A 24233-nucleotide genomic window follows, 5' to 3' on the forward strand; every position below is an offset into this window, starting at 1 on the left:
GCCACGTTTGGTTCACATGCCCGAACCCGGCCGCCTCGATGCGAGGTCGGCCGGGTTCGGGCGCTTCGGAATGTCGGGCGAGGCGCTCAGACGTTCGCGGTCGGGTGCGACAGCGGCCACCCGGCGGCGGCCAGACGACCGGCCACCTGATTGATCTCGTCGTCGGTCGGAATCTCCGAGGTGACCTTGGCGATCGCGTCGGCGATGTCGGTCTCCGACAACGGCCGATCGAGATCGTGTTCACGGGCCAGGCGCAGCGCGACGTCGGTGACCTGCTCCTCATTCAGCGTGCGGATGAGCAAGGCCAGCAGCGGCGGGAACTCGGTGGGCGAGATGCCTTCCGGGTACCCCTTGCGAATCCAGTTGACGGCGGATTCGAACAGCGAGGTGTTACTCATCAAGTCCTCTTGCGGATCAGTCGATGACTCGGGCGGACGACGTGGACGGTCGAACTACTTCTTGTAGGCCCACTCGGGGAAGATCTTGATGTCGAAGTAGTAGTTGAGCGTCTGCCGGGTGATCCACAGGATGCCGAACACGATGGCGGCGATCACGATGGCGAAGAACAGGTAACCGACCGCTTTGAGGAACGGGTTGGGGGCGGTGACGGAGCCGTCGGCGTTGGCGTCACCCATGCCGGCGGCGTGCACGCGTAGTCCCACCGCGAACAGGGCCGGCAGTCCCGCACCGAAGATCAATCCGACGATCAGGACCTTGCCGATCGCTTCGAGAGTTGTCATGGGATTCCAGTGTCCTTACTGGTCAGGAGATGACGGGGTTCAGGCGACCGGAGTCGAGCCGGGCTTGGTGGTGTCGACGGACTCGGTGTTCATCTCGGCCGGGATGATCGAGTTGGTGCTCTCGTCCCATTCGGCATTGACGTTGTTCGAGTCGACCTTGTTCTGCTGCGCGCGGTACCACATGAACACCGACAGGGCGATCAGTATGGCGAAGATGACCAGCGCGCCGAGCACGTTGCCCAGCAGGTGCGCGATGCCGAAGCAGACGGCGCCGACGATGCCGGCGGCCGGCAGGGTGGTGACCCAGGCGACGGCCATGCGGCCGGCGACGGCCCAGCGGACCTGGGCGCCCTTCTTGCCGACACCCGAACCGAGGATCGAACCGGTGGCGACCTGCGTCGTCGACAGCGCCATGCCGGCGGCCGAGCTGGTCAGGATGATCGCGGCGGAGCTGGCCTCGGCGGCCATACCCTGCGGCGAGGTGATCTCGACGAGGCCCTTGCCGAGGGTGCGGATGATGCGCCAGCCGCCGAGGTAGGTGCCCAGCGCGATGGCGCCGGCGCAGGTGAACACGATCCAGAACGGCAGGCCGTGGCTGACGCTGGAGGCCTCGAGGTGACCGGTGGCGATCAGGGCCATCGCGATGACACCCATCGTCTTCTGGGCGTCACCGGTGCCGTGGGCGAGGGAGACCAGCGACGCCGAGGCGATCTGGCCGTACCGGAAACCGGCTTCCTTGTGGGATTCGGCGATCTTCTTGGTGATCGCGAAGATCAGCCAGGTGCCGCAGGTCGCGACGATGCAGGCGATGATCGGTGCCATCAGACCGGGCAGGATGATCTTGGTCCACACGCCGGTCCAGTTGATGCCCGAGAGGCCAAGGGCGGCAATGCCGGAACCGATGAGACCACCGAACAGGGCGTGCGAGGAGCTCGACGGCAGGCCGAACAGCCAGGTGAAGAGGTTCCACAGGATGCCGCCGATGAGGCCGGCGAAGATGATCAGCAACGCTGTTGTGGCACTGATGCCCGCGACCAGTTCGCCGCTGTCGGGACCCGTGGTCTGTTGCAGGTTCAGAATGCCCTTGGTGATGGTGGCAGCGACCTCGACCGAGAGGAACGCACCCACCAGGTTCAGAATGGCCGAAATCCCGACGGCGACCTTGGGCTTGAGTGCGCCGGTGGCGATCGATGTCGCCATGGCATTGCCCGTGTCGTGGAAGCCGTTCGTGAAGTCGAAGCCGAGTGCCGTGATGATCAGCAGCACAAGTATCAGCATCTCTCCGCTCATGCGGATTATCATGCGGCTCTCAGGGGCGATCCGCCTAAACTTCGGCTCATCTGGATCCGATCATGATAGCGGTTTGACCTGCGAGTTCACCCGGTAAGCGCGCCTGTTCACCAACTGTTCATCTAATTGCCCCCCTGGGTATACCAGGAGTGACGCGACCGAGCGATCGTACGGGCACGTCGTCGTCGGCAGACGGTGTGGAAGAATCCGGGCATGACGCTGAAGCTGGGGATGCCGATCAACTACGCGGGCGACTTCCGCGAGACCATCAACAACCTTGTCGACTTCGAGAAGGCCGGTGTCGCACGGATCTCCGTGCCCGAGGCGTACAGCTTCGACGCGGTCAGCCAGCTCGGCTACATCGCCGCCAAGACCGAGAAGATGGAACTGCAGACCGGGATCCTGCCGATGTTCTCGCGCACACCCACCAATCTCGCGATGACCGCGGCCGGCATGGACTACATCAGCGGCGGACGCTTCATCCTCGGCATCGGCGCCTCCGGGCCGCAGGTGATCGAGGGCTTCCACGGCGTCAAGTACGACTACCCGGTGGGACGGGCCCGCGAGCACGCCGACATCGCTCGCAAGATCTGGCGCCGCGAGAAGTCGGACTATCAGGGCGAGTACTACACACTGCCGCTGACCAAGGAGGACGGCGGCACCGGACTCGGTAAGCCGCTGAAGATCATCAATCATCCTGTGCGCGATCGCATCCCGATGCTGCTGGCAGCGATCGGCCCGAAGAACACCGAACTGGCCGCGGAGATGTTCGAGGAGTTCCAGCCGTTCCTCTTCCATCCCGAGTACGTCGACCTCGCCTTCGGTGAGCCCCTCGCGGCGGGTAAGGCCAAGCGCGATCCGTCGCTACCCGACCTCGGCATCGTCGTCGGCGCCAGCGCGCGGATCTCCGAGGATGCCGACGAGATCGAACGCGCCATGCAGCATGTGCGCAATCACGCCGCCCTCTACATCGGCGGCATGGGTGCGCGTGGCAAGAACTTCTACAACACCCTCGCCGTGCGGTACGGCTACGCCGACGCGGCCAAGGAGATCCAGGACCTCTATCTCGACGGCAAGAAGGCCGAGGCGGCCGCGGCGGTGCCCGACGACCTGGTGCGGGCGATGAGCCTCATCGGGCCGAAATCGTTGGTGACCGAACGCGTCGAGGCGTTCCGCAACGCCGGGGTCACCGTCGTGTTGGCCGGACCGTTGGCGCCCACCCATGCCGAGCGGGTTTCCGACATGGAGCAGCTCGCCGAGATCTTCGGCTGACGGTGGGCCGTCGGATGGATCGCCTGACCCATTTCGCCACGGCCCCGAGCGGTGAACCACATTGCGGCTTTCTGACTTTGCGAAATCGGTGGTCAATCGGGTATTCGGTTGTGCGAAGCGTTCTGCGGCGTGGAATCATTCGGGTTTAGCGTCGTGGCGCGCGGCGGCGGCCGGAACACAGGGGGCAGGCGGAGTCATGGAGCGTGAGCGGGTCGTCGGTGAGCCGACGCCCGACGCGGTGGTGGCGGTCATCAAGGTCGACCCCATGTATCGGCTGGCGTCCACGCTGGGGCATTCCGCTGCCGTTGCCGTGGCGCGTCGGCACATCGACGAGACCGTGTCGGCGATCGATGCGGAGGTGACCGTCGTCGAACTGTCGACGACGAGGTTCGCGCTGCTGATCCCACACGGCGGACCGGGTGCACTGGATGCGCTGCGGAGTCGCTTCGAGGCGGGGGCAATTCTCATCGACACGGGCGAGCGGCCAAACTATGTCGACGTCCGCCTCGGTGTGGTCGGTGCCTGGATGCTGACAGAAGCCGTGAGTTGGGGCGAGCTCGTGCGCTTCGGGCATCGAGGGCTGTCGCGGACGTTGAAGTCGGCGTCGCGGGTCGTGGTGGTCGACGACGCACTTATCGCGGTCACCGACGACGAGGCCGCCCAGATGAAATTGCTCGCCCGCGCCACGCCGAGCGACTTCCGGGTGCACTACCAGCCGATCGTCTCACTCGGCGACGGTGAGGTGGCCGGGTATGAAGCCCTGTTGCGGTGGTACGGCTCGGGCGGGCAATTGTACGGCCCGTCGGCCTTCTTCCCGTTTCTGGAGGAGACGGCGCTGCTGCGTCCGGTGACGCGGGACTCGTTGGCGACCGCGGTGTCGGCGCTCGCCTCGGGCGCCATCGCCAACCACTGCCCCAAGGCCTTCGTCGCGATCAACCTGTCGGAGCGTCAGCTCCTGGACCCGCGATGTGTGGACGCGATCGTCGATGCGGCCGCCGAGAAGGGGATCGCCCTCGACCGGATCTGGGTCGAGGTGCGTGAGGACGAGATCATCCGCAGGCCGAGTCAGGCGGGCCGCACCATCGAACAGCTCGGCGCGGTCGGCTGCACCGTGTGCATCGACGACCTCGGTGCCGGGTACTCCGCCCTGAGCTACATCAAGGATCTGCCGATCGCGGTGCTCAAGGTCGATATCGCGTTGGTGTGCAAGCTACTCGTCGATCCGGTCGCGGTGGCGATCACCCGTACCATTTGCGACCTCGCCCAGGCCACCGGACTGCGGACCGTCGCCGAGGGAGTGGAATCGCCCGAGTTGATCCCGATCCTCAATACGCTGGGTTTCGACTACGCCCAGGGCTATCTGTTCGGGCGGCCGGCGGCGTTGGGGTCGTTGAAGGGGTGAGTGTTCTGCTGCGTCAGTCGCAGCCGAGGATCGCGGCCTTGCCCAGTGCGGTGTACTGGTAGGCGAATTCCTTGGTCCAGAAACCGAAATTGCTTGTGTATGAACGTGGGACGGGTTTCATAACGGTCTGACCGTCGAAGCACTGGCCGAAGATGTAGCGGGCGCGCACCATGTGGTAGCGCCAGCTGATGACCATCACCGAGTGCCAATTGCGTTCGGCGGCAAGTCGCTGCACCTCCATCGCCTCGCCGCGCGTCGTCGACGGGTTGGGTTTGAAGCAGATCACCTCGATTTGCGCTGTGCTGGAGGAACATACGCGTTGCATCAACTGATAGGTGCCTTCGAGGTACTCCGGCGGGATGGCCAGTTCCGGGTTGGAGATGACCACCGTGTTCGCGTAACCCTCACGCGCCAGCTGGATTCCGTAGTCCTCGCGACCGTCGTGCTCGCCGCCGAGCACGACGATCGCGTCGACGTGACGCAGCTGATCGGAGTGATCCCGGTAGAACAGTTGGTAGCCCAGGCCGTAGAAGGCGGTGAGCCCTCCGACGACGATGACGATCAGGGTGATCAGGAGTCGGCGCAGCATACGTGGTCGGCGTGGGTCAGTAGTAGTAGGGGAACGCGTCCCAGTCCGGAGAACGCTTCTCCAGGAAGGCATCTCGGCCCTCGACCGCTTCGTCGGTCATGTAGGCCAGGCGGGTGGCCTCACCGGCGAACACCTGCTGACCCATCAGTCCGTCGTCGGCGAGGTTGAACGCGAACTTCAACATGCGTTGTGCGGTGGGCGATTTGCCGTTGATGGTGCGCGCCCACTCGATGGCGGTGGTCTCCAGCTCGGCGTGGTCGGCGACGCGGTTGACCGCCCCCATCCGGTGCATCGTCTCCGCGTCGTAGGACTCGCCGAGGAAGAAGATCTCGCGGGCGAACTTCTGGCCGACCTGCTTGGCGAGGTAGGCGCTGCCGTACCCGGCGTCGAAGGAGCCGACGTCGGCGTCGGTCTGCTTGAACCGGGCGTGTTCGCGGGAGGCGAGGGTGAGGTCGCAGACGACGTGCAGGGAATGACCGCCGCCGGCCGCCCATCCGTTGACGACGGCGATGACCACCTTGGGCATGGTGCGGATCAGGCGCTGCACCTCGAGGATGTGCAGCCGACCGCCCTCGGCCTTGACGCGGGCCTCGTCGACGGTGTGCGCCCCGGCGGCGGTGACGTCGCTGTCGTGGCTGGTGGCGTACTGGTAGCCGGAGCGACCCCGAATTCGCTGGTCACCGCCGCTGCAGAAGGCCCAACCGCCGTCCTTGGGACTCGGCCCGTTGCCGGTGAGCAGGATGGTGCCGACGTCGGGGCTGCGGCGCGCATGATCGAGGGTGCGATAGAGCTCGTCTACGGTGTGGGGCCGGAACGCGTTGCGCACCTCCGGGCGGTCGAACGCGATCCGCACGATGCCGTTCGCTCGACCCGCACCGACGTGCCGGTGATAGGTGATGTCGGTGAGGTCGTCGAATCCGGGGACGGTTGCCCACTGGGTCGGGTCGAACGGTTGCGACTGCGCCGCTGCGGTGCTCATGCAGACAGGTTATCGGGGACGGATGGGGTGGCGTTGACGGCGCTCTCTTCTCCGTTGACGGCGGACGCACACGAATCTCGCAGGTCGAGCACACCCCGTGCCCATTTCTAGACATTCGCCGAGTACACCCACCCCCGCGACCTGGGCTTTTGCCGAATCTCTACTCGCAGAATGTCTAGAAATGGGCAGACGGGCCGGAGGACCAACGTGAATTCCCTCGTGCCCCGCGGATTCTCGAGACAGCGCTGTCAGTGGGCGCGGCGGCCGGTGCGAGCTGTCGGTTCTATTGCCTCGGGCCGTTCAAAGGAGTACATTTCTGCTTGGCTTTTCTCATCACGGTGGGGACGCGGCTGGGGGGCTGCGAAGTGATGATGACGGGCCGGGACAAGTGATTCTTCTTGAGGGGGAGATCTATAGTGACGCCTACGGCGTCGTCTTCTGCGCGGGAGACGACGGGGGGAAAGACGCGCGCACAGCACCTGCGGTGGTTGAATTCGTCTGCTGCACAGTCAGTTTCGGCGGACGTGTTACGGCGTTATGCGATGGCGCTCGGCTGGACGGATTTCATCGCGATCACCGCGGTGGTGTTCGTGGCGCAGTCGGTGCGGTTCGGTTTCGACACCGAGCCGTCGGGTTCGGCGGGATTGCCGGTTACGGCGATCTCGATCTGCTTGATCGTGGCCTGGATGGTGGCACTGCGGGTGTACCAGACGCTGGATCGACGCGTAATCGGTTCTGGTTCTGTGGAATACAGTCGCGTGGTCTCGGCGTCGCTGTCGGTGTTCGGAGTGCTGGCGATACTGGCGCTCGCCCTGCAACTCGACGTCTCGCGCGGATTCTTCGCGATGGCGCTGCCCGTCGGCACGGTGGCCCTGCTGGTATCGCGCTGGCTGTGGCGAAAGTGGCTGGCGCGCCGACGATCCGACGGTGACTTCATCGAGCGAGTCCTCGTCGTCGGCGAAACCCGCTCCGCCACACACCTCATCAGTCATCTGGTTGCCCGCCCCGAACTCGGTCTGCACGTCGCCGGGGCGTGCCTGCCGACCGCGCGTATGCGGCCGGCCGAGACCGCTCTGATCGTTGACGACGCCGAGGTCGGCGTCTTCGGAGACTTCGACGACGTCGGTGCTGCCGTGCAGGCGTGTGGCGCCTCCGTGGTCGCGGTGACCTCGGCGGAAGCCCTCGGACATGCCGGAATGCGGGAGCTGTCCTGGGACCTGGAGAAGGTCGGTGTCTCGATGATGGTGTCGCCGGGCATCACCGACATCGCCGGCCCACGCATGATGGTGCGCCCGGTCGCCGGATTGCCGTTGCTGCACATCGACAAACCGCAGTACGAGGCCGCCACCCGGTTCCGGAAAGCCCTCGTCGACCGGGGCGGCGCCACCGTCATGATGCTGCTGATCGCGCCGGTGCTGGCACTGATCGCGCTGCTGATCAAACTCGACTCGCCCGGACCGGTGTTCTACCGTGCGACACGCGTCGGCATGGGCAACGCACCGTTCCGGATGTGGAAGTTCCGGTCGATGTACCGCGATGCGGAACTGCGCAAGCAGGAACTCCTCGATCAGAACGAGGGCTCCGGTGTGCTGTTCAAGATCCACGACGACCCGCGCGTCACCCGCTTCGGGAAACTGCTGCGCCGCTACAGCATCGACGAGCTACCCCAGTTGCTCAATGTGCTCGGTGGGACGATGAGTCTGGTCGGTCCGCGGCCGCCGCTGCCCGAGGAAGTCGAACTCTACGACGGTCGCGTCGCGAGGCGCATGCTCGTCAAGCCCGGAATGACCGGACTGTGGCAGGTATCGGGACGCTCCAACCTGTCGTGGGAGGAGTCGGTTCACCTCGACCTGTCCTACGTGGAGAACTGGTCGATCATGGGCGACGCCGCAATCCTGTGGCGCACCGTCAAAGCCGTTGTGACCAAGGAAGGTGCCTACTGATGTTGCACTGTCGTCTGTGCGGGTCGGAGCGGATGCGCAGCGTCCTCGACCTCGGCGCAACCCCGCCGTGTGAGCGTTTCCTGACGCCGGCGAACCTCGACGAGCCGGAAAACACGTTCCCGCTGCATCTTCGGCTGTGCGAGGACTGCCTGCTGCTGCAGATCCCGGCGCTGATCACCCCGGAAGACACCTTCACCGAGTACGCGTACTTCTCGTCGTACTCCGACAGTTGGGTGGCGCACGCCAAGTCGTTCGTCGACGACACCGCCGAACGTCTTGGGCTCGACGACAAGTCGTTCGTCGTCGAGGTGGCCAGCAACGACGGGTACCTGCTGCGGCACGCCGTAGACCGCGGAATCCGGTGCCTGGGAATCGAACCGTCGGTCAACGTCGGCGAGGCCGCCCGCACGGTCGGGGTGCCCACCGAGACCGCGTTTCTCGGTGTCGACACCGCGCTAGGGGTCCGCGCCGAGCACGGACCGGCGGATCTGGTGGTGGCCAACAACGTGTACGCGCACATCCCCGATCTGCTGGGATTCACCCAGGGACTGCGTGGGTTGATGGCCGACGACGGCTGGTTGAGCATCGAGGTGCATCACGCCCGAAACCTGGTGACACTCGGCCAGTTCGACACGATCTATCACGAACACTTCCAGTACTACACGGTGCTGTCGGCGGCGCGGGCGCTGGCGACCGCCGGACTGCGCGTCGTCGACGTGGAATTGCTTACCACGCATGGTGGTTCGATCCGGGTCTGGGCGCGGCCCGACGAGGCGGCCGGCGAACCGTCGCCGCGGGTGGCGGAGGTGCTCGCCGCCGAAGAGGCCGACGGATTGCATGACGTGACCGGCTATCTGGGCCTGGCCGCACACACCGAGAGCCTGCGGCAGAATCTGCTGCGGTTCCTGCTCGACTGCCGCGCACAGGGACTCAAGGTCGTCGGCTACGGCGCGCCCGGAAAGGGCAACACGCTTCTCAATTACTGCGGGATACGACCGGATCTGGTGGAGTACACCGTCGATCGCAACCCGTACAAGCACGGCCGATTCACGCCGGGCACCCGGATTCCGATCCTGGATCCGGTGCAGATCGAGAAGGACCGGCCCGATGTGGTGCTGGTGCTGCCGTGGAATCTCGAGGCCGAGATCACCGAGCAGCTGCGTTTCGTGGGGGAATGGGGAGGGCGGCTGGTGTATCCGCTGCCTGAATTGCACACAGTTACACCGGAATTCGCCGGGTAGCGGACACTATCGACTCCGAGGGGGAGCAATCATGAAGGTCGTCTTGTTCTGTGGGGGATACGGGATGCGGATGCGCAACAGCTCCGATGATCCGGTGCCCAAGCCGATGCAGATGGTGGGGCCGCGTCCGCTGATCTGGCATGTGATGCGGTATTACGCGCATTTCGGGCATCGCGAGTTCATCCTGTGCCTGGGCTACGGTGCCACGCACATCAAGGACTACTTCCTGAATTATCGCGAGACCGCGTCGAACGACTTCGTCATCGACGGCGGCGAGGTGAAACTCCTCGACTCCGACATCAAGGACTGGTCGATCACCTTCGTCGACACCGGCCTGGAGTCGGCGATCGGCGAGCGGCTGCGTCGGGTCCGTCCGTTCCTCGACGGCGACGAGTACTTCCTGGCCAACTACGCCGACGTGCTCTCCGACGCGCCGATGGACGTCATCGTCGACAAGTTCCAGCAATCCGGTTGTGCTGCTTCGATGTTGATCGTGCCACCGCAGTCCTCCTTCCACTGCGTCGACATCTCCGAGGACGGTCACGTCGGCGGCATCACCGCCGTGTCGAAGCTGCCGATCTGGGAGAACGGCGGATTCTTCGTGCTCAGCCAGGAAGTGTTCGACCTGCTGCCCGAGGGTGGGGACCTCGTCGAGGATGCGTGCGGCACCCTCGCCAAGGAGGGCCGCCTGTTCGGATACAAGCACGCCGGATTCTGGAAACCGGCCGACACCTTCAAAGAACGCGCCGAACTCGAGGCCGCCTACCACCGCGGTGAACGGCCGTGGATGCTGTGGGATCACGAAACGGTTCCCGCGTGATCGCTTCGCAGTTCGCGACGCTGCGCGAAATCGCGGTGCTCGGAGCACATTGCGACGACATCGCCATCGGGATGGGTGCGACACTGCTGACGCTGTGCCGGAACAACCCCGGGCTCCGGGTGCAGGTGTTCGTCGCCACCGGTGCCGGAACCGAAAGGGCCGCAGAGGAAGTGGAGGCGTTGGGCGAGTTCTGCCCCGGCGCCGACCTGGACGTGCACATCGGTGACCTGCCGGACGGGCGCACACCCGCGCACTGGGAGCGGCTCAAAGAGTCACTGGCACAGTTCCGTCGAGGGTGTGAGCCCGATCTGGTGTTCGCCACCCAGCCCGACGACGCCCATCAGGATCACCGGGAACTCGCCACACTCGCACCCACCGAGTTCCGCGACCAGATGATCCTGGGTTACGAGATCATCAAGTGGGAGAACGACACTCCCACACCCACCCACTACCATCCCGTCACCACCGAGACCGCGCTGGAGAAGGTGCGGCTGCTGCACAAGTGCTACCCGTCGCAGGTGGACCGGGATTGGTTCGACGACGAAACGTTCTTGGGGCTCATGCGGATTCGTGGTGTGCAATGCCGCGTCCGCTACGCCGAGGCGTTCGTCGTCGCGAAAACCGTCATCGACTTCGGAGGAAACTGACGTGCGTGTACTTCTCACCGGCCACCTGGGCTACCTCGGGACGGTCATGGCGCCCATCCTGACTGCGGACGGTCACGACGTGACCGGACTGGACAACGGCTACTTCGAGGACAGCGTCCTCGGTCCGTACCCGAACGATCCGCCGGCGATCTCGCGGGATCTGCGTGACGTGGAACCCGCCGACCTCGTCGGATTCGACGCGGTGATCCATCTGGCGGCGTTGAGCAACGATCCGCTGGGATCGTTGGCGCCGGAGATCACCCACGACATCAACCATCACGGCTCGGTGCGGCTGGCAAAGGCCGCCAAAGAGGCCGGGGTGTCCCGCTTCCTGTACGCGTCGACGTGCTCGGTGTACGGGGCGGCGGGCGACGGTCTGGTCACCGAGGATGCGCCGCTGCGGCCGGTCACGCCGTACGCGGAGAGCAAGGTGCGCGTCGAGGGTGACGTCGCCGCGATCGCCGACTCCGGTTTCACCCCGGTGTTCCTACGTAATGCCACCGCATTCGGCTTCTCGCCGCGGTTGCGCGCCGACATCGTGCTGAACAATCTCGTCGGGCATGCGGTGCTCACCGGGCAGGTGAAGGTGCTCTCCGACGGCACGCCGTGGCGGCCGCTGGTGCATGCCCGCGACATCGCCGAGGCGTTCCGGGTATGCCTCACCGCGCCGGCCGACGTGGTGTCGGGGCAGGCGTACAACGTCGGCACCGAGGTGAACAATCTGACGGTCGCGCAGATCGCCGAACACGTCGTCGACGCGGTACCCGGATCGAAGCTGGCCATCACCGGGGAGACGGGCGCCGACACCCGCTCCTACCGTGTCGATTTCAGCAAGGCGCGCGACGAGATCGGGTTCACCGCCGCGTGGAGCGTGGCCGACGGTGCCGCCGAACTGGCCAAGGCCTACACCGAGTACGGGCTGACCCAGGAGGCGTTCACGCAGCGGTTCGTGCGGCTGGCGACCCTGGAGCGGCTGCGCGCCGCGGATGTCCTCGACGACTCGATGCGACGGCTGGGCGCGGTTGCACGCTGACGGTGCCCGACGGTGGGGTCGTCACGTCAGCTGGGCGGTCAGCGCCGCCCAGCTGCCGGCGGCGGCGTCACGCGCAGAAACCGTCGTGATCGGTTGCGGCCATGCGATCGCCAGGTCGGCGTCGGCGTGATGGACACCGATGTCCTCGCTCGGATCGTGCGGCCGGTCGATGCGGTAGCAGACATCGGCGACCGTGCTGAGCGCCTGGAAGCCGTGCAGGAAACCCGGAGGGATGTAGAGATGGGCGAACTCGACGTCGTCGAGCAGGAAGGCCTGCTGCGCACCGAAGGTCGGGGAATCCGGGCGGATGTCGACGATGACGTCGTGCACCGCGCCGTGCGCGCAGCGGACGAGTTTCGCCTCGCCACGCCCGGAACGCCCGTGCATGCCGCGGATCACGCCCTGCGCCGAACGGGATTGGGAATCCTGCAGGAACTGCGCTGCGGCACCGGGGCGGCCGAGGGTCTCGTCGAAGATCTCGGCGTCGAAGGTGCGCGTGAACAGGCCGCGGTCGTCCCGGAATGGGGTGGGCCGCATCAGCAGCACGTCGGCAAGATCGGTGGTGTCGATGATCACGTCTTTCATGATGGCATGCGCGACAGGAGGAATCGAGCATGAAATGGTGCCGGGGATGCGGATCGTGGGGACTGCGACGGATTCTGGATCTGGGACAGGTGCCGGCGGCCGATGACTTTCCGTTGGCGGCCGCGCCGGTGACCGCAGCGGAGACATCGCATCCATTGGCGATGGATCGGTGCGCGGCATGTGGTCTGGCGCAGCTCGCCGACGACGACACGGTGACCGCCGAGCCGCGGGGGGTGGAGCCGCAGGCGCTGCGGGATCAGGCGGCGGCAGCGGTTGCCGACGTCGCCGCAGCGGGCTATCTGCGGGGACAGACCGTGCGGGAGTTCGGTAGCCCGCACGGCGGGACATGGTTGCCGTTACTGGCGGAGCGGGGATTTGTCGAATCCGACTGTGCCGACGTGGTACTCGACTCGTTGGGCATCATGCATGAGCCGGACCAGGCGGCAGCCTTCGCCCGGCGCGTCGCATCGACCGCGCCGGATGGGGTGCTCCTGATGCACTTTCACTCGTTCGCGACCATCATGCGTGAAGGCCAATGGAATGCGTTACGGCACGGGCACTTCGCCTACTACTCGCTGCGGTCGATGACGACTCTGCTGCGGGTGTGCGGGATGTCGGCGGTGGATGCGTGGCGCTATGACCTCTACGGCGGGACGGTGCTGGTGGCGGCACGTCTCGGTGTGCATGCGCCGTCGGAGACGTTGCGCGCCATCGCCGACGACGAAAGCGCGGTGTTGCGGGGAATGGACCCGACGGCCTTGCAGGATGCCGTCGACGCACACACGGCGGTGCTACGGGAGTGGCTCGAGGCCGCGCGTGGGGCCGGGGAGTCGGTGTATGCGTATGGCGCCGCGTCGCGGGCGGTGGCGCTATTCCATCGTGCCGGGGCCGACACGTCGCTGGTGGCCGGTGTCGCCGACGCGTCCCCGGGGAAACGGGGACGGCGCATGCCCGGCACCGACATCCCGATCATCTCGCCGGAGGAACTCATCGCGGCGCAACCGGATCGAGTCCTGTTGACGGTGCCCGACCTGCTCGACGAGGTGAGCACACGGTATCCGGAACTGTCCGGGAGGTGGTACGTCGACGGACTCGATCTGAACGGGACCGGTGTCGCGACCGCCGGCGGGACGAGAGTCTCCGGTGATGTCAGGGAGGTGCAGGTGTGATGACCGAGCGAAGTTTCGAGCGTTCCAATCAGCTTCAGGCACAGTTGCATCGACTCGTCCCGGGTGGGGCGCACACGTATGCTCGTGCCGCCGACCAGTATCCGGAATTGATGGCGCCGATCATCGTGCACGGTCACGGTGCTCGGGTGTGGGATGCAGACGACAACGAGTTCGTCGAGTACGGCATCGGATTGCGGTCGGTGACGTTGGGACACGGGTATCGGCCGGTGATCGACGCGGCGTACTCCGCGATGCTCGAGGGGATGAGCTTCTCGCGACCGACGACGTTGGAAGTGGATGCCGCCGAGGACTTTCTGCGGTTGGTGCCCACCGCCGACATGGTGAAGTTTGCCAAGAACGGCTCCGATGCGACGACCGCGGCGATCCGGCTGGCGCGTGCGGCGACCGGGCGGGAGCGGGTGGCGGCGTGTACACATCCGTTCTTCTCCGTCGACGACTGGTTCATCGGAACCACCGGAATGAATGCGGGTATCCCGTCGTCGGCGACCGACCCGGTGGTGCGGTTCGATTACAACGACCTCGACTCGCTGCGGGTGCAGTTCGAGCAGTTCCCCGACGGGATTGCCGCGGTGATCCTGGAAGCGGCGACGGCGATGGCCGAACCCGCCGAGGGGTTCCTGGAAGGTGTTCGCGCGCTGTGTGATCGGTACGGGTCGGTGCTGATCTTCGACGAGATGATCACCGGCTTCCGGTGGTCGGAGCATGGCGCACAGTCGGTGTATGGGGTGCGGCCGGACCTGTCGTGCTGGGGTAAGGCGATGGGCAACGGATTCCCGATCGCCGCGCTCGCGGGCCGGTCTGAGTTGATGGAGCTCGGCGGGCTGAACACCGACGCCGACCGCGTGTTCCTGCTGTCGACGACGCACGGTCCGGAAACCGGTTCGCTCGCGGCATTTCGGGCGGTGGTGCAGGCGTATGAGGAGCGAGATCCGATCCGCCGCATGGAGGCTGCGGGTCGCCGGCTGGCCTTTGGCGTGAACGAGGTGGCCGCCGAGTTCGGGATCGGCGAGTACCTCCAGGCCGTCGGCCGGCCGTCATGCCTGATCTTCCTGACCCGCGACCACACGGGCGCACCGTCGCAGGAGTTCCGGACATTGTTCCTGCAGGAACTGATCAGTCGCGGTGTGCTCGGGCAGTCGTTCATCACCTCCGCCGCACACACCGACCGCGATATCGACGACACCATCGACGCCGTCCGCGGCGCACTGCCGGCGTATCGCAAAGCCCTGGAGGCGGGTTCGGTGGAGGGACTGCTCAACGGTCGGCCCGTCGCGCCGGCGTTACGCGCCAAGGCGGAGCCGCGGAGGTTGTGAGGTCGGCCGGCGGGGTCCATCCGTTGGTCGAGCCGGTGAGGAGCGCAAGCCGCCGCGTTGAGCTCCGTCGAAACGACGAGCCGTGTCGAGCGTTCATCCGTTGGTCGAGCCGGGCGGAGCGCCAGCGGAGCCCGTGTCGAGACCCGGTGAGATGGGGCTGGGACATTCTGGGCGGGTGAGGTTGTCGGCTTTCGGAGGTCTCGAGGCTCGTCGCTTGCGCTCCTCGCTCCTCGACCAGCGGGAGGGGCGTCGGCACTCGGTCAGCGGGGTTGCGTCGGCCGGCGGGGGTTGCGTCGGCACTCCGCCAGCGGGGGTAGCGTCGGCCGGCGGGGGTTGCGTCGGGTCTGGGCCGGCGAGGTGACCACCCGCTGTGGTGGGCTTTCATTCGTTGGTCGAGCCGGGCGGAGCGCAAGCCGCCGCGTTGAGCTCCGTCGAAACGACGAGCCGTGTCGAGACCCGGTGGGGTGGGGCTGGGAGTTGTTGGGCGGGTCGGGTTGTCGGCTTTCGGTGGTCTCGAGGCTCGTCGCTTGCGCTCCTCGCTCCTCGACCAGCGGGAGGGGCGTCGGCAGTCGGCCAGCGGGAAGTGGCGTCGGCACTCGGCTGGCGGGGGTGGCCTCGACCTCGACAAGCTCGGCCCGGCGGATACACCGACTCGCAAGCTCGTCGGCACTCGGCCAGCGGGGGTTGCGTCGGGTCTGGGCCGGCGAGGTGACCACCCGCTGTGATGGGCTTTCATTTGTTGGTCGAGCCGGGCGGAGCGCCAGCCGCCGCGTTGAGCTCCGTCGAAACGGAGCCCGTGTCGAGACCCGGTGAGATGGGGCTGGGAGTCGTTGGGCGGGTCAGGTTGTCGGGCTGCGGTGGTCTCGAGGCTCGTCGCTTGCGCTCCTCGCTCCTCGACCAGCGGGAGGTGGCGTCGGCACTCGGCCGGCGGGGTGGCCTCGATACGCGACGAGCTCGCTCCGCTCGAGCGGCGCACTCGGCCAGCGGGAGCTATGCGAGCGGCGGGATCGTCGGCTCGATGGTGGTGGCGTAGGACTCGATGTGGCCGCAGGGGTTCATGCCCCATTCGAGGGCGGTGACGCTCACGGTGACTCGCAGCGAGGTGATTCCGGCGTTGTCCTTCATCGCCAGGGTGCATTGTGATTGGCTGCGGACGATGACGGCCGGGCGTTGATTGACGTTGACGCCGATGAGGTTGCCCTGATGGGAGTCCCGGTACGCCTCGAAGGTGGTCGTCGACTGGGAGAGACGCACGGTCGTGTCCGAGGACGAGACCTCACAGGCGCTGGTCTCGGTGGCCGCCGGGGCGACGGGTGTGCGGGTTGCCGGGTTGAGGTCGAGTTCGCGCATCAGGTTGTCGCCGACGGCGGTACACGGATCGGAGATCGCCGGCGCCGACGATTCGGACGCGGTGTCCGACGATGATCCGCAGGCCGCCAAAGCCGTCGCCACCGGGATGGCGAGAACGGCTCCGGTGCCGCGGCGGAGAATCGTCGGATAGGTCATGCCGAACTCTTCCGGAGGCGACCCAACGCGACCTCGGTGCGCGCGGTGATGGCCTGCTTGGCCGGGTGGATGCGGGTCAATGCGCCGGGTGCGACGCACAATCCGGCGTAGATGGTGCCGGCGCGTGCGGTGCGACGCAGGCGGAAGGCATCGCGTGCAGCGATTTTGGCGGCTGACGCGTCGCCCTCGAGGAGCGCGTGACGGGATCGTCGGATCTGCTGCTGGTACCGCAGCCGACGCAACGTTGAATCCAGTGCGGCTGCCTCCTCGGCGGACAGTGACGTCCCCGCACCCGCCTGAAACGACCGCATCAGTTCGTTCTCGAACCGCTCCACCCGGGCCGGGTCCCGCGACAATGAATCCGACCGGAGTCGGTACCGCGCCAACACCTCCGGCAGCAGCCGAGCATCGAACTCGCGCACCAGCCGGCACCAGATGATGACCGACTCGTCGACATCGGACATCCCGGTGCCCTGCGGGTCGTACCCCTCGACGGTGTCCCACGCGGAGCGGCGGATGGCCGCGCAATAGTAGGGGACGCACCCGGACAGCACGTCCACCAGCGTCAGCGGCGTATCGGGCGACGGCGGGTGATGCACACCGACCGACGCCATGTAGTCGACCGGAAGATTCACCGACACATCGGGTTCGCCGAATCGGTGGGCGTCCACGCCGACCGCCGCGACGCCGGGTTCCGCGTCGAAGGTCGCCAACACCCGCTCGACGAACCGGGGGAGCAGCGTGTCGTCGCTGTCGAGGACGCACACGAACTCCCCCGAAGCGGCGGCCGCCGCGGCCATCACGCCGCCGCGATAGCCCCGATTGGGCTGGCGCACCAGCCGGATCCGCGGATCGTCGGCGCCATACCGGCCGACGACCTCGGCCATCGCGTCGGATTCGCCGTTGTCGACGACGACGAGTTCCCAGTCCGGGCAGGTCTGGGCCTGCACGGACTCGATGGTCGCGGCGATGAGATCTTCGGTTCCCCACGCCGTCGTGAGGAACGACAGTTGGGCACTCACCACGCGATTCCGGTGTAGTTCAACCGGTCCCGACGGCCGTGCGCCTCGGGTACCCGCACCAGGTCGAGCACCAGGCGGTCGTCGTCGAGGGTGCTGAGCATGTGTGACACCTGCGGATCCTGCGATCCGATGACGAGGACCTCGGCGTGCTCGGCGACCGCGGACAGATCCCCGGTCAACAGTTCACCCAGGTGCGGCAACCGCTCCTCGATGTAGGCGCGGTTGGCGCCCATCAGACGGGACAGGTTGACGTTGCTGTCGAAGATCTTGACGTCAAATCCCTTGCCCAACAGACGTTCGGCCAACTCCACCAGCGGGCTTTCCCGCAGGTCGTCGGTGCCCGGTTTGAACGACAGTCCGAAGATCCCGATCTTGCGTTTGTGCTGCCGCATGATCGCCTCGACGGCGCGCCGCAGGTGAGCCTCGTTGGAGAACAACAGATTCGACAACACGGGCACCTCGACGTCGTTGCGGCGGGCCACGTGGGTCAGCGCGCGAACGTCCTTCGGCAGGCAGGAGCCGCCGAAGGCGAATCCGGGACGCAGATAGGCCGGGCTGATGTTGAGTTTGGTGTCGGCGAGGAAGATGTCCATCACCTCGTGCGAATCGATGCCGAGGGACGCGCAGATGGCGCCGACCTCGTTGGCGAAACCGGCCTTGAGGGCGTGGAAGCTGTTGTCGACGTACTTCATCATCTCCGCGACCGCGATCGGCACCCGGAACCGCGGCCCCGGCAGGCCGTCGTAGATTGCCTCCACCATCGCGCCACTGCGCGAATCGGACTGTCCGACCACGGTTTTCGGAGGCTCGTTGAAGTCACGCACGCTGGTGCCCTCACGCAGGAATTCCGGGTTGACGCAGACGCCGAAGTCGACGCCGACGCGTTTGCCGGAGGTCCGCTCCAGGATCGGGATCAGCAGGTTTTCGCACGTCCCGGGCACCATGGTGCTGCGATAGACGACGACGTGCCAGGCGTCCTTGGCCGCGAGGGCGGCACCGATCTGCTCGGTGGCGCGTTCGAGGTACGCGGTGCTCAATGCCCCGTTCGGCGCGGATGGCGTGCCGACACACACCAGGGTGATGTCGGTGGCCGCGACCGCCGCGGCGGTGTCGGCCGAAACCGTCAGTCGGCCCGAATTGACCTGTTCGGCAGTCAATTCGCCGATCAGTTCCTCCACGACCGGCGCTTTGCCGCGTCGTACGAACTCGACCTTCTCCGGGTTGGCGTCCACCCCGATCACCGGGAAGCCGCGCTGCGCAAAGCATGCCGCGGATACGCACCCGACATAGCCGAGTCCCACAATGCTGAGTCGTGCGGCCCCCACCACACTGTTCGACACATGCACCTCAGCGCGTGTGTCGTCAACGTGAACCGTCAAGGTTCCCCCCATATATGTTTGTGATGTCCCCCCGTCGAGTCACGTCGATCCGACGGCCCGCTCGCGAATTCCGGGTCCCCTCGTGTCCCCCAACACGACTCCGTCCTTGGCGATGGCAATGTCCAGGCTATGGCTTTGCGCGTGAAAACGCCAGTCAATCACCAAGTTTTCTTGTGGAAACTCGGACAAATCGGTGTTCTGGCGGATGGTGAGTTCGGTCACCGGCTCGTCCGGCGTGAGCACACTCACCATCGCGATCGGTAACTCCGCGTGGCCGGACATGCCCAGCAGGGTTGCCGGTATCGCCTTCTCGAGGCGTTCGCTCCACCACCCCAGATGCGATGCGGGATCACCGCGGTGAACCTCGGTGCGCAGCGGTGTGGTGGCGGCGGTGACCAGGTGATGGGTGCCAGCCTGCCGATCGCGGGGATCGGTGAGTGTGGCAGCCGCGGCGCCGGTCTCGTCACCATCCGTGGCGGCGACGGTGTCGGCGTGGATCGACGGCGCCAGCGGCCACGACACCGTCGCACGGTGGGATCCGGTGCCGGTCAGCAGGTCGACGACGACGATCTCGGGGCGGTCGGGAGCGGCGATCAGCCAACGCCGATGCGTGACCGGCTGCGAAAGTCGCTGGTAACCGTCGTGTTCGGCGTCGACGATGCCAGCCTCGAGATCCACGGACCGAATGCGCACCGCCGCGTGGTCATTCCACAGGAACGGGCCACCGATCACCGACTGGTCGGCGCCGTCGACGGTGACCGTCGCATGAACCCGGGTGCCGCGGTGAACCGTTCGGCGCTGCGGGGTGCCGTAGTAGCTGCCGGCGCCCGGATCGGTGATGATCTCCCGACCGTCGTCGGCGAGGGTGATCGACAGGGCGTCGGCGTGCCCGTGGGCGGCGATCGAAAGGAAGCCGAGCGGTCCCACGTCCATGGTGAGGCGTCGACGGCCACTGCGCAGCACCACCAGCCCGGCGTCGGGGGCGTGGAAGGAGTCCGGGACCGTGGTTTCCGAGTGTGGCGCGTGGGGATCGGCGAGCCATGCGCCGGTGAGTGATTCGGTGCCGCGACGGGTGAGGGTCCGATCGCCGAGTGCGCGGCCGACGATCGCGAGGTGGCTGCGTACCGTGCGGGTCGGTTCGGCGTCGAGACGCAGAGCGAAACCCTCGTCGTCGTCACCGTAGCGAGGGGCCGGATCGTGGGTGCCGACGGTCGCGGCCAGGAATCGCGTGCTGCGCCCGATGGCGTCGGTGAGTGCCGGCGGCGCCGTGCCGTCGCGCAACGCGATCAGGCGGGCGACGACGAGAAGGAGTTCGGCGGTGAAGATCTGGTAGCCCACGGCCTGCTCGGCGCCGGATCCGTCGGGCAGGATCTGGCGGTTGGCGTGCGTGATCAGGGTGCGGACCGCGTTGCGTTCCCAGCGCTGCGCATCCGGAAGGTCCGGCAGGATCAGGGCCACCGTGGCCAGGCCGGCCATCTCCCCGATCAGGTGATTGTTGGCGGAACTGAACAGGCTGCGACCGGCCCAGCAACGTTGCGCCGACGCCGCGAGGATGCCGGCGGCAGCGACGAAACGGTCCTCGGTGAACTGCGGACTCTCACGCAGGCCCTGCAGGGCGATCGCCACCGAGATCGCGCGCACCCCGGCCTCGAAACCGCCGCGCCACGCGATCCCGGTGCCGGGTGGGTTCTGGGCGATCCACGAATCGAGTTGCGCGAACGCCGCGTTGGCGTAGACATCGTCACCGGTGATCAGCCATGCCTGGGCGAGCCACGGGAGGTGCTGGAGCCGGTTGAGTTCCCAGATCCACTTGACGTCGCCGCCGGCGGTGCGGTGATCGATCCGCGACGCAGCGATCGAGGGCCAGGTGACATCGGCGACGGGATCGTGATTCCAGTCGACGGGGGTTGCCAGTTGCGCAGTCGGATAACCGAACCAGCCGAAACGCAGCGCCACCGCGTCGTCGGCGGCGGCGATCAATGCCGCGGTGTCGCGGGGATGTTCGCGGGCGATGCGTTGCGCGCGGGCGCGGTCGAGCAGGATCGGACGATTGTGCCCGGCACGGAATGCGGCGTGCGCGGCGCCCCACTCCTGCGCGGTCAGGCGCGCGGGTCGGGTCGGCAGCGGTGACCGTGACCGCGCGGTGGTGACGACCCGCCAACCGATTTCGGCCGGCGACATCGAACGCAACCGATCGGCGTACCAGGACAATCTGGACATCGGCTTCCCCTCGTACAGGTATCGCGCAAGACGACGGCGACACGGTAGTCTCAGTGAGGTCAGCGGGGGGAACGCCGACTGTGTGGCGGATGGGCGACATCCGAACTCACACATCTCGAGTACATGACTATAACGGCATAGGGGAGTGCTATGGCACCACCGGGGGGATCGCAAAGTCTCAAGTATCGTCTGCGGCGGGCACATCCGCTGCGGATCAGTTCGGGTGTGACGTTGTCGCGGATGGCGAACGCCGACGAGGCCGAGTTACGCCGATACCAGGAGCGACGGCTACGTGCCGTGGTGGCGGTTGCGGCCCGTCGGTCACCGTTCTATCGGAAGTGGTTTCGTGACAACAGCATCGAACCGGGGGCGATTCAGACGCTGGACGACTTGGCGTTGTTGCCGCTGATCACACGCGATGACCTGGTCGAACGGCCCGACGACTTCCGGGTGTATCCGGCGAGCGTGATGTGGCGGTCGCATTCCAGCGGTACCAGCGGTAAGGCGGTCACGGTGTACCGCACGCCCGGGTCGTCGGTGTATGAACTCGGTGCGCTGGAACGACAATGGGGATGGTTCGGGCTGCCGCGGTCGGCGCGGCGGGTGATTCTGCGCGGCTGGGCCGGTGGCACCGACGGCGCGGTGACCCAGGAGGTTCCCGGTGCCCGTCAACTGTTGGTGTCCAGCTACAACCTGACCGCCGATCATCTCGACGAGATCGTCACGGCGATTGAGGATTTCCGCCCGGACGCCATCGAGGGCTGGCCGTCGAGCATCACCCTGTTGGCGGCGTTGCTGGCCGAACATGGGCGTCGACTTCCGGTGCGGGCATTGATCACCTCGTCGGAGGTGATGAGCGCGCGACAACGGGACCTGATGCGCGATGTGTTCGTCGGGCCGATCGTCGATCACTACGGCCAGACCGAACGGGTTGCCCTCACCGGCAATTGCGAAGCCGGCGGCCACCACGTGTTCAGCGACTACGGGATCGTCGAGCTGCTGCCGGTCTCGGGGGCCACCGACCGGTGGGAGATCGTCGGGACCGCGTTGCACAACTACGGTTTCCCGTTGCTGCGGTACCGAACCGGCGACGAGGTGGGGCCGACGCCCACGACACCGTGTCCGTGTGGTCGGCCGTTTCCGCAGATCGGGAGCATCGACGGGCGCAGCGAAGACGCCTTCCACACTCTCGATGGTCGGCCGTTGCCGTTGCCCGCCACCATCGTCGACGATCTCGTCGGACTGCGGGAGGTACAGATCGCGCAGCTGGCGCCGGGCGAGTTCGAGGTGCGCGTGGTGCCCGGTCGGGGGTATGACCGGGTGGAGATCGCCGCGCAGATCCACAACAACGTCGCCACGTATTTCGGTGCCGGACAACAGGTGACCATCCGGGAACTCGAGTCCATCCCACGTCCGGCGAGCGGGAAGCTCAAACCTGCCGTGGTGATCGGCGGACGATGACGCGTCCGCGCTTCATACGTCGATGGGGACCGGTGCCTGCGGTGCTGACCGCGCTGGTGCTGGGGCTGTCGGCGTGTGGGGGTGGCGGTGCGTCGTCGTGGCGGGCGACGATCGGATCGTCGTCGTCGGCGGCGGTGACCGATACCGCACAGACGCAGGTCATCAGCCCGGACTTTCCGCGCACCGCAACGTATGTCCTCGATCAGGACAAGCTGCCGACGCTCGACACGCTGGCCCGTTACGACATCGTCGTTGTCGACGCCGAATGGCAGAACCGGCTGCCACGCAGCTTCTTCGCCGACCTGCGATCCCGGCACCCGGGAATCATCCTGTTGGCGTATGTGAACCTGGTGGACAAGATGCCGCGGACCGGGTCCCGCGGGTACTGGCAGAACGCGTACACCCTGTGGCAGTTCAGCAACTCCACCACGAGCCGATTTCCGCGACAGTGGTTGTCCTACACCGCGTCGGGAAAACCGGTGCACGAGTGGCCCGGTCACGTGATGACCAACCTCACCGACCAGGCGCCGCGGGTCAACGGGCAGACCTACGCCGAGTACGCGGCGAACTTCGTGGTGGATCAGATCTGGGACACCGGGCTGTGGGACGGGGTGTTTCTCGACGTGTGGGCCGAACGGATCTACACCGCCGACGCCGCTGCGTGGGATATCGACGGCGATGGGAAGGATGAACCGGCCGACGAGATCATGGGACCCGGCGGGCCGCTGGATCGCGGACTCAGCAGCGCCGAACGGATCATGCGGTCCCGCATGGGAAATGCGATCCTCATCGCCAACGGTGATCGCACCCTGAGCGAGCAACGGTTGAACGGCCGGGTGTTCGAGAGTTTCGCCGACCCGCTGGCCGATCGGTCGATCGACGACGACCTCACGGCTTATGTTGCGGCACAGACGTCGTCGCAGCTTCACCAACCGATCGTCGGGATGACCATCGACTCCGTCCGGGGGCCCGTGGGGTCGAGGTATGCCCGTGCGCGACTGTTCCTGACGTTGACCCTGCTGCAGAACGGCTGGTGGGCGCCGATGGGCGCCGACTACGGTCAGGTTCGGTACTACGACGAATTGGACGGTGGTGGTCTCGGCCGCGGCTACCTGGGCAAGCCGATCGTCGCCGATCCGGACATGGCCGCGCTGTCGGCGCGGACGTCAACGGGGACCGGCTCACCACGAGAAGGCGTGTACCGACGCGACTTTGATCACGGCATCGTGCTGGTGAACACGACGGATGAACCGGTGAGCATCGACCTCGAGCGACCGTACCGCCACCTCAAGGGAACTCAGGATCCGGTGGTCAACAACGGGCGGTCGGTGCAGCGGGTGGCGATCGGTGCGCGTGATGGTGTCGTCTTGGTGCGGTAGAGGCTGGGCGCTGGGTGGCTTCCAGCGCGGGTTGCGGTGGTCTCGAGGCTCGTCGTTTCGACGGAGCTCAACGCGGCGGCTGGCGCTCCTCGCACCTCGACCGACGGAAGGGGGCTTACGCTGTGGTGCAGCTCTTTTCGTTGGTCGAGCCGACCGGAGCGCTAGCGGAGGTCGTGTCGAGACCTGGTGGGGTGGGGCTGGGAAGTGTTGGGCTGGTCGCGT

Annotated in this window: 21 protein-coding genes; 11 read left to right on the forward strand and 10 right to left on the reverse strand. The window is 66.4% G+C overall.

Annotation, left to right across the window (positions count from 1 at the left end):
* Positions 1–86: 86 nt before the first annotated feature.
* The 3 genes from ABLE94_RS00915 to ABLE94_RS00925 are packed head-to-tail and all read right to left on the reverse strand — an operon-like array spanning position 87 to position 2030.
* Positions 87–398: a DUF3349 domain-containing protein gene (locus tag ABLE94_RS00915; RefSeq protein ID WP_348805003.1), complete on the reverse strand. Its 312-nt coding sequence runs from the start codon at positions 396–398 to the stop codon at positions 87–89.
* 54 nt (positions 399–452) lie between these two features.
* The gene (locus ABLE94_RS00920) at positions 453–740 is read right to left on the reverse strand and encodes a hypothetical protein (protein ID WP_348805002.1); all 288 of its coding nucleotides are present in this window, start codon (positions 738–740) and stop codon (positions 453–455) included.
* 39 nt (positions 741–779) lie between these two features.
* Entirely contained in the window at positions 780–2030 is a 1251-nt protein-coding gene (locus ABLE94_RS00925; RefSeq protein ID WP_348807791.1) for an inorganic phosphate transporter, read from the reverse strand.
* Between the two features lie 213 nt (positions 2031–2243).
* Between ABLE94_RS00925 and ABLE94_RS00930 the strand changes: the two genes are divergently transcribed.
* On the forward strand, positions 2244–3302 hold the full coding sequence (locus tag ABLE94_RS00930; RefSeq protein ID WP_348807792.1) for an LLM class F420-dependent oxidoreductase: 1059 nt from the start codon (positions 2244–2246) through the stop codon (positions 3300–3302).
* A 196-nt stretch (positions 3303–3498) separates the two neighbouring features.
* Complete coding sequence (locus ABLE94_RS00935) at positions 3499–4704, forward strand: EAL domain-containing protein (protein ID WP_348807793.1); 1206 nt, start codon at positions 3499–3501, stop codon at positions 4702–4704.
* Between the two features lie 13 nt (positions 4705–4717).
* Here the strand turns inward: ABLE94_RS00935 and ABLE94_RS00940 are convergent, their stop codons facing one another.
* Both ABLE94_RS00940 and ABLE94_RS00945 read right to left on the reverse strand, forming a co-directional pair.
* Complete coding sequence (locus tag ABLE94_RS00940; RefSeq protein WP_348807794.1) at positions 4718–5293, reverse strand: YdcF family protein; 576 nt, start codon at positions 5291–5293, stop codon at positions 4718–4720.
* Positions 5294–5309: 16 nt separating this feature from the next.
* Complete coding sequence (locus tag ABLE94_RS00945; protein WP_348807795.1) at positions 5310–6272, reverse strand: 1,4-dihydroxy-2-naphthoyl-CoA synthase; 963 nt, start codon at positions 6270–6272, stop codon at positions 5310–5312.
* A 542-nt stretch (positions 6273–6814) separates the two neighbouring features.
* On the opposite strand from ABLE94_RS00945, the gene ABLE94_RS00950 reads away from it, so the two are divergent.
* The 5 genes from ABLE94_RS00950 to ABLE94_RS00970 are packed head-to-tail and all read left to right on the forward strand — an operon-like array spanning position 6815 to position 11956.
* On the forward strand, positions 6815–8215 hold the full coding sequence (locus tag ABLE94_RS00950) for a sugar transferase (RefSeq protein ID WP_348807796.1): 1401 nt from the start codon (positions 6815–6817) through the stop codon (positions 8213–8215).
* Positions 8216–8217: 2 nt separating this feature from the next.
* Positions 8218–9456: a methyltransferase domain-containing protein gene (locus ABLE94_RS00955; protein ID WP_348805121.1), complete on the forward strand. Its 1239-nt coding sequence runs from the start codon at positions 8218–8220 to the stop codon at positions 9454–9456.
* Between the two features lie 31 nt (positions 9457–9487).
* Entirely contained in the window at positions 9488–10276 is a 789-nt protein-coding gene (locus ABLE94_RS00960; protein ID WP_348804995.1) for a glycosyltransferase family protein, read from the forward strand.
* Positions 10273–10923, forward strand: coding sequence for a PIG-L deacetylase family protein (locus ABLE94_RS00965; protein ID WP_348807797.1), 651 nt, complete (start codon positions 10273–10275; stop codon positions 10921–10923). The genes ABLE94_RS00960 and ABLE94_RS00965 overlap by 4 nt, the downstream gene beginning before the upstream one ends.
* A 1-nt stretch (position 10924) precedes the next feature.
* Positions 10925–11956, forward strand: a complete 1032-nt coding sequence (locus tag ABLE94_RS00970) for an NAD-dependent epimerase/dehydratase family protein (protein WP_348807798.1) — start codon at positions 10925–10927, stop codon at positions 11954–11956.
* A gap of 21 nt (positions 11957–11977) precedes the next feature.
* On the opposite strand, the gene ABLE94_RS00975 is transcribed toward ABLE94_RS00970, so the two are convergent.
* Entirely contained in the window at positions 11978–12532 is a 555-nt protein-coding gene (locus tag ABLE94_RS00975) for a dTDP-4-dehydrorhamnose 3,5-epimerase family protein (protein ID WP_348807799.1), read from the reverse strand.
* 38 nt (positions 12533–12570) lie between these two features.
* Here ABLE94_RS00975 and ABLE94_RS00980 point away from each other — a divergent pair, with 38 nt between their 5' ends.
* Both ABLE94_RS00980 and ABLE94_RS00985 read left to right on the forward strand, forming a co-directional pair.
* Entirely contained in the window at positions 12571–13710 is a 1140-nt protein-coding gene (locus ABLE94_RS00980; RefSeq protein ID WP_348807800.1) for a class I SAM-dependent methyltransferase, read from the forward strand.
* Entirely contained in the window at positions 13710–15044 is a 1335-nt protein-coding gene (locus ABLE94_RS00985; protein WP_348807801.1) for a glutamate-1-semialdehyde 2,1-aminomutase, read from the forward strand. The genes ABLE94_RS00980 and ABLE94_RS00985 overlap by 1 nt, the downstream gene beginning before the upstream one ends.
* A gap of 990 nt (positions 15045–16034) precedes the next feature.
* Here the strand turns inward: ABLE94_RS00985 and ABLE94_RS00990 are convergent.
* The 4 genes from ABLE94_RS00990 to ABLE94_RS01005 form a co-directional block, all read right to left on the reverse strand.
* Positions 16035–16550: a DUF3558 family protein gene (locus ABLE94_RS00990; RefSeq protein ID WP_348807802.1), complete on the reverse strand. Its 516-nt coding sequence runs from the start codon at positions 16548–16550 to the stop codon at positions 16035–16037.
* The gene (locus tag ABLE94_RS00995; protein WP_348807803.1) at positions 16547–17572 is read right to left on the reverse strand and encodes a glycosyltransferase family 2 protein; all 1026 of its coding nucleotides are present in this window, start codon (positions 17570–17572) and stop codon (positions 16547–16549) included. Before ABLE94_RS00995 ends, ABLE94_RS00990 begins: the two co-directional genes overlap by 4 nt.
* Positions 17569–18912 carry a nucleotide sugar dehydrogenase gene (locus ABLE94_RS01000; protein ID WP_348807804.1) on the reverse strand — a complete coding sequence of 448 codons (1344 nt, stop codon included), beginning with the start codon at positions 18910–18912 and terminating at the stop codon, positions 17569–17571. Before ABLE94_RS01000 ends, ABLE94_RS00995 begins: the two co-directional genes overlap by 4 nt.
* A 78-nt stretch (positions 18913–18990) precedes the next feature.
* Entirely contained in the window at positions 18991–21171 is a 2181-nt protein-coding gene (locus ABLE94_RS01005) for a heparinase II/III family protein (protein ID WP_348807805.1), read from the reverse strand.
* A gap of 150 nt (positions 21172–21321) precedes the next feature.
* Here ABLE94_RS01005 and ABLE94_RS01010 point away from each other — a divergent pair, with 150 nt between their 5' ends.
* Together ABLE94_RS01010 and ABLE94_RS01015 are read left to right on the forward strand one after the other, a co-directional pair.
* Entirely contained in the window at positions 21322–22632 is a 1311-nt protein-coding gene (locus ABLE94_RS01010) for a phenylacetate--CoA ligase family protein (RefSeq protein WP_348807806.1), read from the forward strand.
* Positions 22629–24011, forward strand: coding sequence for a putative glycoside hydrolase (locus ABLE94_RS01015; RefSeq protein ID WP_348807807.1), 1383 nt, complete (start codon positions 22629–22631; stop codon positions 24009–24011). Before ABLE94_RS01010 ends, ABLE94_RS01015 begins: the two co-directional genes overlap by 4 nt.
* The last annotated feature ends 222 nt before the right edge of the window (positions 24012–24233 follow it).

It is taken from the genome of Gordonia sp. VNK1 (genome assembly GCF_040049135.1).
Lineage (GTDB): Bacteria > Actinomycetota > Actinomycetes > Mycobacteriales > Mycobacteriaceae > Gordonia > Gordonia oleivorans.